The organism is Halomonas sp. LMYGS-3 (genome assembly GCF_059509875.1).
Map to the genome: position 1 here is coordinate 52,178 of NZ_JCAKFQ010000004.1, position 14,968 is coordinate 67,145.

At 59.4% G+C, this 14,968-nt stretch carries 13 protein-coding genes and 1 pseudogene; 9 read left to right on the forward strand and 5 right to left on the reverse strand.

The window, feature by feature from the left end; genetic code table 11:
• Nucleotides 1-17: 17 nt before the first annotated feature.
• Both AC5W54_RS05045 and AC5W54_RS05050 read right to left on the reverse strand, forming a co-directional pair.
• Nucleotides 18-1,133 carry an extracellular solute-binding protein gene (locus tag AC5W54_RS05045; RefSeq protein ID WP_495960983.1) on the reverse strand — a complete coding sequence of 372 codons (1,116 nt, stop codon included), beginning with the start codon at nt 1,131-1,133 and terminating at the stop codon, nt 18-20.
• Between the two features lie 180 nt (nt 1,134-1,313).
• Nucleotides 1,314-2,393 (reverse strand): NAD(P)-dependent alcohol dehydrogenase, encoded by a 1,080-nt coding sequence (locus tag AC5W54_RS05050; protein WP_495960984.1) that lies wholly within the window; start codon nt 2,391-2,393, stop codon nt 1,314-1,316.
• A gap of 273 nt (nt 2,394-2,666) precedes the next feature.
• On the opposite strand from AC5W54_RS05050, the gene AC5W54_RS05055 reads away from it, so the two are divergent.
• A complete protein-coding gene (locus tag AC5W54_RS05055) occupies nt 2,667-3,110 on the forward strand; it encodes a YybH family protein (RefSeq protein WP_495960985.1) in 444 nt (147 codons plus the stop codon).
• A gap of 70 nt (nt 3,111-3,180) precedes the next feature.
• On the opposite strand, the gene AC5W54_RS05060 is transcribed toward AC5W54_RS05055, so the two are convergent.
• Nucleotides 3,181-3,747: an NnrU family protein gene (locus AC5W54_RS05060; RefSeq protein WP_495960986.1), complete on the reverse strand. Its 567-nt coding sequence runs from the start codon at nt 3,745-3,747 to the stop codon at nt 3,181-3,183.
• A 655-nt stretch (nt 3,748-4,402) separates the two neighbouring features.
• Here AC5W54_RS05060 and AC5W54_RS05065 point away from each other — a divergent pair.
• The 3 genes from AC5W54_RS05065 (at nt 4,403) to AC5W54_RS05075 (ending at nt 7,974) form a co-directional block, all read left to right on the forward strand.
• Nucleotides 4,403-5,122, forward strand: coding sequence for a sulfite exporter TauE/SafE family protein (locus AC5W54_RS05065; protein ID WP_495960987.1), 720 nt, complete (start codon nt 4,403-4,405; stop codon nt 5,120-5,122).
• Nucleotides 5,123-5,203: 81 nt separating this feature from the next.
• Nucleotides 5,204-6,529, forward strand: coding sequence for a short-chain fatty acid transporter (locus AC5W54_RS05070; RefSeq protein ID WP_495960988.1), 1,326 nt, complete (start codon nt 5,204-5,206; stop codon nt 6,527-6,529).
• Nucleotides 6,530-6,579: 50 nt separating this feature from the next.
• The gene (locus tag AC5W54_RS05075; protein WP_495960989.1) at nt 6,580-7,974 is read left to right on the forward strand and encodes an amidase; all 1,395 of its coding nucleotides are present in this window, start codon (nt 6,580-6,582) and stop codon (nt 7,972-7,974) included.
• Between the two features lie 77 nt (nt 7,975-8,051).
• On the opposite strand, the gene AC5W54_RS05080 is transcribed toward AC5W54_RS05075, so the two are convergent.
• A complete protein-coding gene (locus AC5W54_RS05080; protein WP_495960990.1) occupies nt 8,052-9,362 on the reverse strand; it encodes a hypothetical protein in 1,311 nt (436 codons plus the stop codon).
• Nucleotides 9,363-9,706: 344 nt separating this feature from the next.
• Nucleotides 9,707-10,102 (reverse strand): annotated as a pseudogene (locus tag AC5W54_RS05085) (DUF533 domain-containing protein); the annotation flags it as partial.
• Nucleotides 10,103-10,248: 146 nt separating this feature from the next.
• Here AC5W54_RS05085 and AC5W54_RS05090 point away from each other — a divergent pair.
• The 5 genes from AC5W54_RS05090 to AC5W54_RS05110 all read left to right on the forward strand — a co-directional run bounded on the left by AC5W54_RS05090 (nt 10,249) and on the right by AC5W54_RS05110 (nt 14,726).
• Nucleotides 10,249-10,839: a gamma-glutamylcyclotransferase gene (locus tag AC5W54_RS05090; RefSeq protein ID WP_495960991.1), complete on the forward strand. Its 591-nt coding sequence runs from the start codon at nt 10,249-10,251 to the stop codon at nt 10,837-10,839.
• A 111-nt stretch (nt 10,840-10,950) separates the two neighbouring features.
• Complete coding sequence (locus AC5W54_RS05095) at nt 10,951-11,733, forward strand: TSUP family transporter (protein WP_495960992.1); 783 nt, start codon at nt 10,951-10,953, stop codon at nt 11,731-11,733.
• Nucleotides 11,734-11,842: 109 nt separating this feature from the next.
• Nucleotides 11,843-12,067, forward strand: a complete 225-nt coding sequence (locus AC5W54_RS05100; RefSeq protein ID WP_495960993.1) for a hypothetical protein — start codon at nt 11,843-11,845, stop codon at nt 12,065-12,067.
• 241 nt (nt 12,068-12,308) lie between these two features.
• On the forward strand, nt 12,309-12,836 hold the full coding sequence (locus AC5W54_RS05105; RefSeq protein ID WP_495960994.1) for an HPP family protein: 528 nt from the start codon (nt 12,309-12,311) through the stop codon (nt 12,834-12,836).
• A 132-nt stretch (nt 12,837-12,968) separates the two neighbouring features.
• On the forward strand, nt 12,969-14,726 hold the full coding sequence (locus AC5W54_RS05110) for an isocitrate/isopropylmalate family dehydrogenase (protein WP_495960995.1): 1,758 nt from the start codon (nt 12,969-12,971) through the stop codon (nt 14,724-14,726).
• Nucleotides 14,727-14,968: the final 242 nt, after the last annotated feature.

A 14,968-nucleotide genomic window follows, 5' to 3' on the forward strand; every position in this document is an offset into this window, starting at 1 on the left:
CGCTGTCGATTCCCGCATCAGGCGGAGAGATAGCGGTCCTGGTACTCGTTGCGCAGCGCCACGTACCAGGGCTCCTGGATCGGCCACCACCAGAGGTTGGCCAGATCCTCCTCGGTGTAGGAGTCGGTAAAGAACTGACGCGTCGCCTCGGGCAAGCGCTCGGTGGCCCCCTTGGCGGTCGAGTTGTAGCCGGTCGCCTCGACGAACATGGCCCCCGCCTCGGGGGTGTAGTACCAGTTGATCAGCTCGTAGACGGCGTCGGGGTTCTGCGCATTCTTGGGAATCACGAAGCCCTCCATCCACGCCAGGGCCCCCTCCTTCGGTGCCCCGTAGCCGATGTCCTCGCCCTCCTGCTGCAGGCGGAAGGCGGTGGAGTCCCAGGTCTGGCCGATGATCGCCCCATTGGTGCGGAAGGCCGCCTGGGCCTCGTTCTCGGTGTCCCAGAACTGCACCAGCATCGACTTGTGCTTGACCGCCTCCTCGAGGATGACATCGAAGTTGGCGCGCATCGCCTCCTCGCTCTTGTAGGAGTCGAGCAGCGGGAACGGCAGCCTACCTTCACGCTCCAGCCACAGGCCGATGCCCACCAGCGCCGAGTGGCCGCGTACCGTCACACCTTGGCCGTGCTCGGGATTCCACAGGTCGGCATAGCTGAGGTCAGCACGGTCGACCTTGGCATGGCGACGGTGCCAGGTGATCGCCTCGGTCCCCCAGTCGCTGGGGGCGAAGTAGCGCCGCCCCTCCACCACTCCGCCGACCTCGGAGCCCTCGATAGCGCTGTCCAGGGCACCGCTCCAGTTGATCCGCGACTCGTCGAGCGGCTGCACGAGTTCATAGTCGAGATAGCCCGGCACCCGGTCCACGGTGGGCATGATGACGTCGAAGCCGCTGCCGTCGGCGGCGCGCAGCGAGTTCATCAGCTCGTCGTTGGTGCCATAGGGGGTGAAGGTGGCGCGAATGCCGGTCTTCTCGGTGAAGTCGGCCAGCATGGCGTCGGTGAAGTACCCCGCCCAGGCATAGATGCGCAGGGTCTGCTCCTGGGCCAGGACCTTGTTGATATAGAAGGATGGCACGGTGGCGGCAGCGCCGGCGGCCAGGGTGCCCTGCAGAAAACGGCGACGTGTGAACGACATGACGAGCTCTCCATGATGGGTCAGGCACAGGGGCATCGGATCGGATGCACAGGCTGATGCCACCCGACCCTTATCTCGCGATTTCATGACGGCGGGATGAACATTGAATGGCCGTTCAATGCCGTTGAAATCTAGAGTAGCACCCCGTGGCGAAAGCCCCAGTCGCCGTTTCAACGTTGCTCAGCTTGCCGAGATGGCCACCTTCAGCACGCCGTCGCGCTGGTGCGAGAAGAGCTCGTAGGCGTCGACGATTCGCTCGAGCGGGTAACGATGGGTGACCAAGGGCCCCAGGTCGAGGCGGCCCGTCTCGATCACCTGCATCAGCCGGCGCATGCGCTCCTTGCCACCCGGGCAGAGCGAGGTGACGATCCTGTGGTCGCCCAGCCCGGCACAGAAGGCATCCAGCGGGATGGTCAGGTCGCCGGAATAGACGCCGAGGCTCGACAGGGTGCCGCCGGGCTTGAGCACCCGCAGCGCCGCCTCGAAGGTGGACTGGAGCCCCAGCGCCTCGATGGAGGCATCCACGCCGCGGCCACCGGTGAGCCTGAGGATCTCCGACACCACGTCGACCTTGCGGAAGTCGAGAGTGATATCGGCGCCCAGCTGCCTGGCCATCGCGAGGCGCTCGTCGACGCCGTCGACGGCGATGATCCGCCCCGCGCCGCGCAGCCGCGCCCCGGCGGTGGCGCACAGTCCGATCGGTCCCTGGGCGAACACCGCCACCGTGTCACCGATCCGGATGCCGGCGGACTCGGCCCCGGCGAAGCCGGTGGACATGATGTCGGGACACATCAAGACCTGCTCGTCGGTGAGGCCATCCGGCACCGGCGAGAGGTTGGCCTGGGCGTCGGGCACCCGCAGGTATTCCGCCTGGGCACCGTCGATGGTGTTGCCTAAGCGCCAGCCGCCCATGGGCTTGTAGCCGTGGGCATGGTGGCCGCCATCCTGGGCGCTGCAGCCGTCCTGGCAGGCGTAGGAGGTGAAGCTCGGGCAGATCGCCCCGGCGATCACCCGCTGCCCCTCGGCATAGCCCCGCACATTGCCCCCTAGTTTCTCGATCACCCCCACCGGCTCATGGCCGATGGTGAGCCCCCTCTCCACCGGGTACTCGCCCTTGAGGATATGCACATCGGTGCCGCAGATAGTGGTGGTGGTCACCCGGATCAGGGCCTCGTCGGGGCCGATCTCGGGGATCGGCTTGTCATCGATCTCGATGCGCCCCGGTTCGACGAAGATCGCGGCTTTCATCATGGCAGGCATGGTCGTGGCTCCCCTGTGGTCGGCTGGTCGTTGGCGAAGGTGAATCCGATGGCCACCACTACACTATCCATCAAGGACGGCAGACGGCACCTTGACGCAGGTCAAGATAGCCCGGACAACCGGCATGCGGTGACCGATCGTACGACGCTCCCCCTCGAGGTAGGCGGCTTGCCGCCACCGCGCAGCCGGGGGTCGATTTCATCACCGCCCGAACGACAGGAAGGTGCCAGACTGACGACAGACCCCAGACGAAACAACCCGAGGAGGTGACCCATGACGACCCATATCGGCCTGTCCGCCGAGGCCGCGGTGCTGGAACAGCTGGAGAGCTGGGTGGCCGCGGTACACGCCCAGGACATCGACGCCATCGTCGCCCACTATGCGCCGGATATCGTCGCCTTCGACGCGGTGACGAAGCTGCAGTTCAAGGGCGTGGCGGCCTACCGTGATCACTGGTTGGCGTGCATGGAGATGTGCCCGGGGCCGATGGTCTTCGAGCTCCACGAGGTCGCGATCCACGCCGATGGCGAGGTCGCCTTCTGCCACGCCCTGCACCGCTGCGGCAACACCAACGACAAGGGCGAGACCGAGGTGGGCTGGCTGCGCATGACCAGCGGCTACCGGCGCATCGAGGGCCAGTGGAAGGTGGTGCACGAGCACTTCTCCGTGCCCTTCGCGATGGAGAGCGGCAAGGCGCTGCTCGACCTGGAGCCTTGAGGCTCGTGCCGGGCGCGGGTGAGTGCGGCCAGGAGACAGGCCCCGGCCCGTCACGCTTCGATGCCCGGCCTTACATCACCGGCACGCCGGTGATCCACACGTGCAGGTGGAAGGCGAAGAGATAGTAAACCACCAGGCCGATCACCACCGTGATGACAGTACCCCTCATGGTCGGTGCCGCAATGGCTGGACGCGGACGACGACGGGCGGCACGGAAGTCGACCACTGCCCACAGCAGGAAGGCGCCGAAGAAGACGATATCGCCCAGCCGGCCGTTGGCCAGCAGGTGGGCGAAGGCCCACAGCTTCACCGCCAGGATCATCGGGTGGCCGAGCTTCGCCTTGATGTGATTGTCCGGCACATAGGTGGCCACCAGCAGGATGAAGGCCGGGATCATCAGCAGGGCGACGGCGTGGCGCAGCCCGACCGGGGGAAACCACACCCAGGTCGGGTCGAGGCGCATCCGGCCGTAGCCCCAGATCGCCAGCGCCAGGCCGACGATCGCGATCACCGAATAGGCGCCCTTCCAGGGCATCTCCCCCAGGCGCTGGATCTGCGCGGTGCGCCAATCGTCGGCAACGATGCGCACCGAGTGCACTCCCAGGAAGATCAACAGGCCGAGAATCATCACGGTCATGGGCAAGGACTCCATCCATCAGCGATTAGGGGAACGAACCGTAGCCAGCCTAGTCACTTGATCTGATCCCGACCAGCATCGTCCGCCAGGGCGGCGACGTTTCGGCACCGGATGGCCCATGACACACGACACCTCCACGCTTCCCGATGTGCTTGCCGGGCCGGGGTGGTGAGCGCTCGCATGCGCTCAGCCGCGTGCTTCAAGCAGGCATAGCCTCCTGCACCGTCGCGAAAACGCTGCCAACCCAGCTTGCCCATTTCGGCCGTGGCCGCCTACTTGAAATGCGGGCAGTCAATCATACGGGACCCGACACCCAGGTTACGGCCACACTCCGTGTCTCCCAGTAGGTTCAGGAATATGTCTGATGAAAACCGTCACCGCACACAGTAAACATATTCATCAGACACTTTCAGACCTATACAACCTCAGAACCATTCCTTGATAAAGCACCATCGATATCTCGACGAATTCTCAACGATGGATAGTCGATAGCAAATCAAGAACATGACAAGCTGAAACAAGAAGACTCTTCACCCATCCAGATAAAAAATGCCAGATTCCCAGCAACCCCTCCATTTACGGACCACATAGGGACATTGTTAAGCCAACAGGAAGAATTTATTGTTCGCCGAAACCACTTTTCAATGGAACCACAATGATAGAAATCGTAGTGGCCTGTCTGATAATTTTCTTTGCATCCACATTGCAAGCAGCAACGGGGTTTGGATTTTCCGTATTAGCCACACCACTCCTGTTCCTTATTTTCGCACCTCAACAGGCCATACAGATAAATATAATAATATCAATCATAATATCTCTGACACTATACCCTGAGCTGAAAAAATCAATTGACAAAAGCTTGCTGAAAAACCTGCTGAAAGGCGCAGTCGCTGGCATACCCATCGGCGCACTTCTAATTTACGCTCTCAGCGAGGAAATGCTGAAAATATACGCCGGAATTGTCATTCTATCACTAACCATGGCAATACTTTTGAAACTGAAGGTCAGACAAAAGAACTCGAGAGACATTGTTTCCGGCATGTCTTCCGGTGCCCTGACCAGCAGCTTGGGCATGCCAGGACCACCGCTGCTTCTCTACTTTTCCAGCACAAACCTGAACAAACATGTCTTGAGAAGCACAACACTGACATACTTTCTTTTCGTTTATTTTTTAGGACTTATTGTAAATATCTCAACCATTGGCAGCAACTGGAGTACATGGGCAATCGCGACGGCACTGACCCCAGTCGCGTTTGCCGGGATATTCGCCGGGCGCAAGGCATTCACCATGATCAGCCAAAGAACATTCAGGACAGTAAACATCTTTATCTTGGTGGCAACAGGTGCGTCCCTTATTGTCACATCATTGAGATAAATCCGAGGGAGGAAAACTCAGGAGCCAACAACACAAAATCACTCCACACAAGATAACTGCTCAAACCAATGAGGTAGTACAATGAGAGCAATAGCCAATATCTTTACCAAAGTGGCCGAAAGGTACTTGCCTGACGCTTTTATATTTGTCTTCTTCCTGACCTTCATTGTTTTACTGCTTGGACTAACGAAGGGATACCAGCCCAGCCAAGTCTTGGACTTCTGGGGAGAAGGATTCTTCGATATATTGACGTTCACAGCACAGGCAACCTTGATGCTGGTCACGGGATTTGCATTGGCGCACACCCCCATCATCAACAAGATGCTGGTCGCTTTTGCCAAGATCCCTAAAAATGAGGTGCAGGTAATTGCCCTAACCACCTTAGTCATGATGGTTTGCAGCTGGTTTTCATGGGGGTTTGGCCTGATTGCAGGAGCCATCGTGGCACGAGAGATGGGTGTTGTACATCGAGGAAAGATTCACTACCCGCTAGTAGTGGCTGCCTCTTACGCTGGCTTTATCGTGTGGCATGCGGGGTATGGAGGTGCAATACCCACCCTGATTGCGACCGAAGGACATTTCCTCGAATCTACGATGGGTGTCATTCCCGTTTCACAAACGATATTTTCATTTAACACTCTGATCATACTGTTTGCCTTGGCTATCATCATTCCATTGACAATGGTCATGATGCGGCCACGTGCGAATGAAGAGAGAAGAAGCATTCCCGAAAGTGAAATCGATTTCGAAACACATCCCCCGTCTCCTTACATTGACAAAAAAAACCTGACGCCGGCCGAAAGAATTGAAGCCTCCAGGTACGTACCGCTCCTCTTGGGTATTGTTGGCATCATCTGGCTGGCTCAATATTTCATTACCGGCGGAGCGGTCAATCTCAATATCGTCATCATGACCTTCTTTGCACTTGGCCTGCTCTTCACTCACAGCACTAAAGAATACATCACCTATTTTACCGGTGGAGCAAAATCAGCTTATGGGATAATCATGCAGTTCCCCTTCTATGCCGGCATCATGGGTGTCATGATACACACCGGCCTGGCCGCCGACATTGCCTCAATGTTCGTTGCCATCGCAAATGAAAACACGCTACCGTTCTGGGGCTTCATCAGTGCGGGCATTGTGAACATGTTTGTACCATCCGGTGGTGGCCAATGGGCTGTTCAAGGTCCCATTATGGTAGAGGCAGCTTCTCATCTGAATGCCGATCTATCCCGCGTGGCGATGGGAGTCGCATGGGGGGATGCCTGGACCAACATGCTGCAGCCTTTCTGGACCCTACCCTTACTTGCCATTGCTGGCCTTGGTATTAGAGACATCATGGGCTATACCGCGGTCGTGCTAATCGTTAGTGGGTTTATTATCGGTGCCGGGCTACTGTTTATCTGATCTAATCCATAAGGGGGTCCGCCTCAGGACTCCCCTCGCGGAGACCGTCTATGGAACACAACATTACTGACCTCAGTGTTCTTGAACTCAGCAATCTGATCCAGAACAAAAACATTTCTTGTACTGAGGTCACTGATAGCTTTTTGCGGCGTATCGACGACCTGAACCCTCAGATCAATGCGTTTTGCGACATCTTTCATGAAAGTGCCGTACGTGATGCCAGGCTCGCCGACGCCGCCATCTCCCGGGGTCACTATAGTAGCCCACTACATGGAATCCCCATCGGCCTGAAGGATCTAACCCCGACCTCAGGGTCCACAACGACGTTTGGCTCTAAACTCTTCAAGACTAACATGCCAGAGCGTGACGCCATATTGGTCGAACGCCTGCGTAAAAAAGGTGCCATTATTGTCGGGAAGACAAACACACCGGAGTTCGGCCACAAGGGTGTAACGGACAATCTGATATTTGGGAAAACAAGAAACCCCTGGAACCTGACCAAGGTGGCAGGAGGGTCCAGCGGTGGATCCGCCGCGGCTGTTGCAGCTCATATGGTACCGATTGCCGAGGGTAGTGATGGGGCTGGGTCGATCAGGATTCCGGCCGCTCTGTGTGGCGTTGTAGGATTTAAACCAAGTTTCGGTAGAATTCCAGATGTCGCCGGCCCCTTTTCGAGCACAACACCCTTCTTTCACAATGGTCCGATCTCTCGAAGTGTGCACGACAGTTCCATTTTCTACCGCACTATGGCAGGAGAGGATCATCGGGATCCCTTTTCAATTCCAATGAACAGCAGCCGGCCCGCCACGCCGCTCCCTCCACTCAATAGATTAAAAATCGCCTACAGCAGAAAGCTGGACTACTTTCAAGTATCAACCGATGTGGCGAATTGTCTTGACGCGACCATTTCCAGACTCTCTAATCTTGGCTGTCAAGTTGAAGAAGTTGATCTTGGCTTGGGACTGGATGTCGAAGAGTGCTTCATGACACTATGGCGCTTCAAACTTTCAAGCACATATGGCGGACTCAAGAAAGACGAACTCCATCTACTTGAACCTACCGTACAGCAGCTAATCAGTGAAGGAAACAAGATCACCCCCATTGAATATGGTCGAGCCATCAAGATCCGAGAAAGGGTTTGGGACATTGTCTCCAGTCTATTTTCCAATTATGACTTTCTCGTATGCCCAACCACCTCAGTACCTGCTTTTGATATCGACAAAGAATCACCCAGGAAAATCAACGGGGTCGAGATAAACTCACTGATTGGCTGGTTCCTTACCTACCCTTTCAACTTGACCGGAAATCCAGCCATCTCCCTGCCTGTAGGCTTTTGCCCCTCTGGCTTACCTGTCGGAATGCAAGTCATAGGAAAGCGGTTGGACGACACCAGATTGTTGCAGTTTTCCGAATCGATCGAATTGGAAAACCAGCGGCAACCTTGAACCTCGCACTGGCTATTCTGGCGGCCCTATGGTTGCCAGAATGGCCAATCACCGCCGATTGTCTGCCGTCTTTTTATTTACATTCTTAATAAATATAATCGTCGCGGCCTACCTTTCCCCATGAGCTGCTCTTCCCCGATCACAGTCGCATAGCCGGCTTTCTCCAATGACGCTATTATCCGCCGCGCACTGCGCGAGCTTATATTGAACCTCTTGGCGACATCATTTGCTGTAACTTTAAGCTCATTTCCCCGGGGAGAAAGCGAGATAATCTTGTGGATACTCCCCACACCCAAGCCTGTCTTCCTGGACAACTCCAGAATATAATCATTATCCGTCCTATATGCAAAAGTATTTTTCTCCCACTGGCCAACGGGGCCAAGCAAATGCCCTTCGGCATCGGCGATATGACAGGAATACTTTCCATGCCTGATGGATGCCTTGAGTGCCACATTCGCTTGGCAGGCCGCCTGACTGACTGAGGCGCCATACCCCACGCCCCAAAACGACCCAACCCCACATTTATTATAAATCCTGTAGCCGACATCAAACTCATCAAGAATATTGGTCGCCCTGTCAACATCCTGCTTTCTACAGATTATTTCGACTCCACTCTGATTCTTCTCCCAGCGCACCTCCCCCTTGACCTTTTCTGAAAACTCCCGGACTAGTTGCTTCATATCCTCTTCAACGGTGTTCCTTCCCTCTCTTTCTCCCCCTGAAGGAAAGTCAACAACCCTCGCCTTCAAAACGGCCATCTCTTCCTTGCTTGCAGCCTTGGCCTGGCACATCAGTATGGCTCGCTGCATACCACTTCTAATCGATGACTTTGCAGGTGCGATTCTTACTACTGGAGCCCCCATACCCTTCAACTTTTCATAAATAAGATAAACACTTGTCATTGAAAAGTCGACTTGCCCTCTTTTCCACAAACCATAATGAAACCTTGCAATATCATCGAGCGTGTCTGTATAACTACACTCCCAGGAAAATATTTGCTCCGACCGAATTTCCAGTTCCTCCAGGCATTCCTTTATATCTGCTTCTGCTGGGTGGTCGATACTGAACCGAAGCCCCTTCGCAATAGAGGCCAAGTCAATGCTATTAAAAAGCGCCTTATAAATTGACACCTCCGTATAGTCAATATAAAGAACTGGCACCTCCAGGTTGAGCCATCTCCTCCTGACATTCTCTTTTATTATATTATATGCCAGCGGCCCTCCAAACAAAATGACATCGAAGTCACCCGAAGCAACAAGCCCGACTACGTCCCCCGGAGCTTGATATATCTTGATCTCCACGACAACATTATCAAAAGAGCTTGCCACTCGCCTTACACTACTGACGATATCTGGCGTGACGAGGCATAATATTTTAACATTATTCATACACGACACCTCGTCGTTTGATCCTGTGTGCTGAACATAGGCTATGCTTCGTTTGGTCAGTGTTATATATAAAACAAATCGGACATGCTCGGCAATCATTCCATCGCCCGCCACAGTGCCAATGAGCCCGATCGCATTACAGAGTGAAAACTGGACGGGGGCAGCCGTTCAACTGGCCACTTCCTGCCAGCACCGACAGGCTGGAGGCTCATGGGTCAAGGTCCGGTACAGCGACATCGGCCTGGTCGATTTCGACGACCAGGGACGGCCGCGCGAGGTCCGCCAGCTCGATGCCCGTAGCTTCGACGTGGGCTTCTCTGCTACGCGAGCCGATGGGCGAGACGCGCCCGCGCCGCCAGGATCACCGCCTGCAGCAGCTCGAGGCTGCGCTGCTCACGCGCCTGGCCACCCAGTTGCTCGACCAGCTCGCCCTCCGCCGGCGCATCGCCGCGGGAGTTCTGCCAGGCCTTCCAGGCCAACATGCCCACCCCGGCGATGGCGCCGTACTTGAGCGCCTTGCCGCCCAGCTTGCGGCCGCGCTTCGAGCCTACCAGCAGCCCCAGGGCGCCACCGCCGAGCAGACTCTTCATGTCGATACCGCCACTCGCCTGCCCTCCCTGCTGGCCGCCGCCGAACTGGCGCGAAAGCCCCTCCAGCATGCCCTTCACGTCCACCCCGCCGGCCGCCTGCTTGCCGCCGGCCTGCTGCATCAGTTGCTCGAGGATCCTGCTGGCGTTCATCCTGCTCTCCTTGGCGTCTTGATCGGGTAAAGGTCGAGGATGCCTCGACAAGCATCACGTTGACCCGCCACAGTCTGGCGAGTTTCGACATTCACCGTCGTCCATCGCATCATGGCGGGTAACGCCAACACCTGCCGATGCTATCCATGACCCTCGACACCACCCTGCTCAACCGGCACATGACCCATTTCGACGGCCACGACGAAGTCTGGCTGTTCGGCTACGGCTCGCTGATCTGGAAGGCGGACTTCCCCTTCCTGGAGCGGCGCCCGGCGCATATCCACGGCTGGGTGCGGCGCTTCTGGCAGGGCTCCCACGACCACCGCGGGACCCCCGAGGCACCGGGACGGGTCGTCACCCTGGTCCGCGAGCCGGGCGCCGTCTGCCACGGCATGGCCTACCGCATCACCCCCGAGGTCCTCGCGCCCTTGGATGTCCGCGAGAAGAACGGCTACCTGCGCGAGGTCATCCGGCTCCATTTCGATGACGGCAAGGGCGAGGGGGAGAGCGCCGAGGGGCTGGTCTATCTCGCCACCGAGGACAACGCCGCCTTCCTCGGCGACGCCCCGCTCGACGCCATCGCCGAGCAGATCGCCATGGCCCACGGCCCGAGCGGACCGAATCGCGACTACCTGCTGAACCTGGCGAGCGCCCTTCACGAACTCGGCGTGGACGACCCCCACGTCTTCGCCCTGGCACGACGGCTACCGCACCCATCGGATGCCCCCGGCCCCTGAACCACCACCACGGAGAGGCCCCAGACAGGCGCAAGGAACGCACATGGACAGCACATCGCAGCAACACCCCTCGCTACACCTTAGCCAGCGCCACACGGGAGACGTGCGCTGATGGCGGGCCTGGAGTGGTACCAGCTCGCCATCATCGGCCTGGTCTTCGTCTGGAGCGGCTTCGTCAGGACCAGCCTGGGCTTCGGCGGGGCGGTCCTGTCCCTGCCGTTCCTGCTGCTGGTGCTGAACGAGCCGCTGGTGTTCCTGCCGATCATCGCCGTGCACCTGATGATCTTCTCGAGCTGGATCGCCTGGCGCGGCCATCGGCAACTGGTACGCGAGAGCGAGAATGGCCGACCAGCCTCCAGCAACATCGACTGGGCCTACCTGCGCAAGGCGATGAAGATCATGATCGTCCCCAAGCTGGTAGGGGTCGTGGGGCTGCTGACGCTGCCCGGCAACATCATGACCAGCATCATCTTCTTGATCGTGCTGGTCTATGCAGTCGGCTATGTGCTGGACAGGCCGTTTCGCAGCAACCACCGCTACGTGGACTACGCCATGCTGGCGATGGGCGGCTATGTCAGCGGCACCTCGTTGATCGGCGCCCCGCTGATCGTTGCGGTATTCGCCTCGCATGTGGCCGCGCATCAGCTGCGCGACACCCTGTTCGTGCTCTGGTTCATCCTGGTGGTGATCAAGATGGTGTCGTTCGTGATCGCCGGCGTCGACCTGCAGCTCATCCACCATCTCTGGCTTCTGCCCTGCGCCCTGGTCGGGCACCTGCTCGGCGAACGCGCACACCGCTACATGCTGGCCGGCAAGACGAGCCTCTACTTCCGGGTGCTGGGCGTGGTGCTGATCCTGGTCAGCGTGATGGGGCTGCTCAACCCGGCGGGGTGAGGCCACCCCATGGAATCCGGGGCTCGCCAAACCGGCTCCCTGCTGCTAAGGGTGAATCAGGCATCCCCAACAGAGGGTGAACCCAGTGCCTCAGCATGAAAGGACCATCATGGCCTTCGACGACCAGGGCCGCGAATACATCATCGACGTCTTCGTCAGCGTTCGCGACATCAGCGACCTGCAACACACCGGCGCCACCCATCGCGGGCTGCCCTCCTTCCGAACCCGCGAGGGCCATGACGTGACCTACCTGGGCGGCGGCGAGTTCTCGGTCACGGTGCCGGGCGACGAGGTCGGCGTGACGGTCAGGACGGACGACCCAGAGTTCGTATGAAGAGTCCGTGTGGAGAGTTCGTGAGAGCGCGCACACCGCCAGCCTGACCGCCACGCGCAACCCGCACGGCTGGAAAAGATCTGCATTGACCCAGTTCATGGAACGGCGCTTGACCCGCGGATAACGCGGCCCTCAAGCCGTGTGGATCAAATTTCCTTCATGACGACATGCAGAATCCTGTCTTCACATTCATGGTGCAGTCTGCGAGACTCGTGCACTCATTTTGTGCAATCCCCTGACAATGAAGACATATCTGGACAAGATGCGCGGCGAACGCGCACGGCCAGGCAGCGCCGACTGGCAGGATGCCCTCTGGTCATGGCTCGGTGCCTTCGCCGGCATGGGCGCCATCTGCTGGCTCAGCACCCACTGGCTGTCACAGCACCTGCTGATCGTGGCCTCCTTCGGCGCCACGTCGGTGCTGATCTATGCCGCCCCCGAGAGCCCCTTCGCCCAGCCGCGCAACGTGCTGGTGGGCAGCGTGATCTCGGCCCTGACCGGCGTGGCCTGCTTTCAGCTGTTCGGCGCCACAGCGCTGGCCGTATCGCTCGCGGTGTCGCTTTCCGTCCTGTTCATGCAGCTCACCCACACCGTGCACCCGCCGGGCGCCGCCGCAGCCCTGGTCGCGGTGATCGGCGGCCCCCAGATCACCGCCCTGGGCTGGTGGTACCCGCTGATGCCGATCGGCATCGGCTGCACGGTCATGCTGGTGGTCGCCATCCTGGTGAACAACCTGGCGCGGCATCGCCGCTATCCGCGTTTCTGGTAGTGGTGTAAGCGGTCGCCGCCTCAGCACCCGGCCGGACGTGTGGGGGATCGTTTGCCGGGGGGGACATCGAGGACTTACTCTGAACGGAATGAGCGGCAGCCCCGATACCACCTCGTGAAGAAGAGGCATGCGATGAGCAACAGGATCAAGGTGACCGCACCACTGGTCATCCTGCACGGCGACGAGATGGCCCAGGTGGCCTTCGAGAAGATCCTCGAGAAGTTCGTGAGCTCACCCCTGGATATCGGGCTCGTCGAGATCGACCTCTCCGCGGAGCACCGGCTGCTCACCAACGGGCAGGCGGTGATCGACGCCATCGAGGCCCTCAAGCGGCACGGGGTAGGCGTGAAGAATGCCGGCATGACAGTCAACCGCGCGCAGTTGGGGGAGCTGCTCGCCAAGCACCCGGAGCTCGACGGCACCCGCCTGCATCCGCTCGCCACCAAGTCGCCCAACGGCGCCATCCGCAAGGGCATCGGCGGCAATATCACCCGGGAGGACATCCAGTTCCGCAACCTCCAGGTCAAGACGCCCGACTGGGTCGGACGCAACATAGAGGTCGTCACCATGGAGCGGGGCGGCATCAAGGACAGTTTCAACGCGCTCTCCACCGCCACCGGGGTGATCAAGCTGATGTTCGTCGGCGCCAGTGGCGACCCGGTGGAGCTGCACCGCCGCGAGGTAAACAAGGGTGACCCCTGGCTGCTCGCCACCAACGACCTGGATGACGTCAAGGCCTGGGCCCACCACTTCTTCCAGCGCGCCCTCGACGAGCAGCGCGACGCCTACCTGGGCCTGAAGGATACCGTGATCGCCGGCTACGACGGGGTGATGCGGGCCGCCATCGAGCGCATCTTCGAAGCCGACTACCGCCGGCAGTTCGAGGCTCTGGGGCTCGAGTACCACTACGAACTGATCGATGCCCAGGCCGCGCGCCTCGTCGCCAACCCGCCGGAACGCGCGCTGTGGGGCGTGCCGGACAACACCACCGGCCGCAAGCTCTACAAGCTCGTCAACCAGCTCAAGCGGCACGGCATCCCCAGCCGCAAGGCCCATGTCTCGCTGTCACGGATGAGCGCCGGCGGTGGCGACCAGTACGGCAGCTACAACATGCCCGCCGCAGAGGACGGCATCCTCAAGGTCGTCGTCGATGGCGACGAGAAGCACGCCCGGCGCGTCAAGAAGGGCGATCCCATCCTGCTGATGTCCAACGACCGCCAGGCGATCAAGGACTGGGTCGGCCAGGTGTTCCGCGATGCCTCGCGCAAGGAGAAGGAGGTCTACTTCGGCCTCAAGCGCGAGTACATGGAGTACGACGAGGTCTTCAGCACGGTCATCACCGAGGTACGCCTCGAACTGGCCCGGGCCGACACCCCGCCGCCCTCTTTCATGATCATGCGGCCCTCCAGCCAGCTCATCAAGATGATCACCGACCCGCCGCGCAATGCCCTCTACCCGGCGCAGAACCTCGACGGCGACATCTTCTCGGACATCTCCGCGGCGCTCGGCGGCAGCCTGGCCACCGCCAGTTCGATCATCGAGAGCCAAAGCGGCACCATGCTCTTCGAAGCCCCCCACGGCACCGCCCATGACCTCTACCTGACGTACCTCGAGAGCGATGGCAAGGAGGCGCACTTCAACTCCTCGGCACTCGTCTACGCCGTGGCCAACGCCCTCGAGACCCTCGGCGAGCGCGAGCGCAACGCCCCCCTGATCGACTACTCGCAGCGTCTCAAGGCCGCGCTGATCGACACCGTCGCCGACGGCATCATCACCGGCGACCTCAGGGGCAAGACCACCACCCCGGACACGGAGCAGGTCGTGGACATGCAGGGCTTCCTCGATGCCGTGGAGGCACGCCTCACGGTCAGCCTCGACGGCCAGGGGTGATCGCACAACACCTCAGCGACTGACTGACGGGGAGGCCGAGCGCTTCCCCATCGATCACACCCAACAATGCGATCATGGCAGAAAGAATCTCTATCTTTCGTCTAACCTGCAGAGATACTACCCACCGATCTCGGGAATACTGCTAGAATCCCGCGCGTCTTGCAGGCGCCCCTGCTCTGGGCCACCCGCCTGGAGCGGCTCGGTCGGCTCGCCCATGCGCTTACCCGTGCTGGCGGCTCGAC

Excerpts from the sequence above, each read along its gene's own strand:
- AC5W54_RS05110 (WP_495960995.1), top strand. The coding sequence starts at position 12,969 with ATGAGCAACAGGATCAAGGTGACCGCACCACTGGTCATCCTGCACGGC.
- AC5W54_RS05070 (WP_495960988.1), top strand. The coding sequence starts at position 5,204 with ATGAGAGCAATAGCCAATATCTTTACCAAAGTGGCCGAAAGGTACTTG.
- AC5W54_RS05100 (WP_495960993.1), top strand. The coding sequence starts at position 11,843 with ATGGCCTTCGACGACCAGGGCCGCGAATACATCATCGACGTCTTCGTC.
- AC5W54_RS05090 (WP_495960991.1), top strand. The coding sequence starts at position 10,249 with ATGACCCTCGACACCACCCTGCTCAACCGGCACATGACCCATTTCGAC.
- AC5W54_RS05080 (WP_495960990.1), bottom strand. The coding sequence starts at position 9,362 with ATGAATAATGTTAAAATATTATGCCTCGTCACGCCAGATATCGTCAGT.
- AC5W54_RS05105 (WP_495960994.1), top strand. The coding sequence starts at position 12,309 with ATGAAGACATATCTGGACAAGATGCGCGGCGAACGCGCACGGCCAGGC.
- AC5W54_RS05060 (WP_495960986.1), bottom strand. The coding sequence starts at position 3,747 with ATGACCGTGATGATTCTCGGCCTGTTGATCTTCCTGGGAGTGCACTCG.
- AC5W54_RS05055 (WP_495960985.1), top strand. The coding sequence starts at position 2,667 with ATGACGACCCATATCGGCCTGTCCGCCGAGGCCGCGGTGCTGGAACAG.
- AC5W54_RS05045 (WP_495960983.1), bottom strand. The coding sequence starts at position 1,133 with ATGTCGTTCACACGTCGCCGTTTTCTGCAGGGCACCCTGGCCGCCGGC.
- AC5W54_RS05065 (WP_495960987.1), top strand. The coding sequence starts at position 4,403 with ATGATAGAAATCGTAGTGGCCTGTCTGATAATTTTCTTTGCATCCACA.
- AC5W54_RS05075 (WP_495960989.1), top strand. The coding sequence starts at position 6,580 with ATGGAACACAACATTACTGACCTCAGTGTTCTTGAACTCAGCAATCTG.
- AC5W54_RS05095 (WP_495960992.1), top strand. The coding sequence starts at position 10,951 with ATGGCGGGCCTGGAGTGGTACCAGCTCGCCATCATCGGCCTGGTCTTC.
- AC5W54_RS05050 (WP_495960984.1), bottom strand. The coding sequence starts at position 2,393 with ATGCCTGCCATGATGAAAGCCGCGATCTTCGTCGAACCGGGGCGCATC.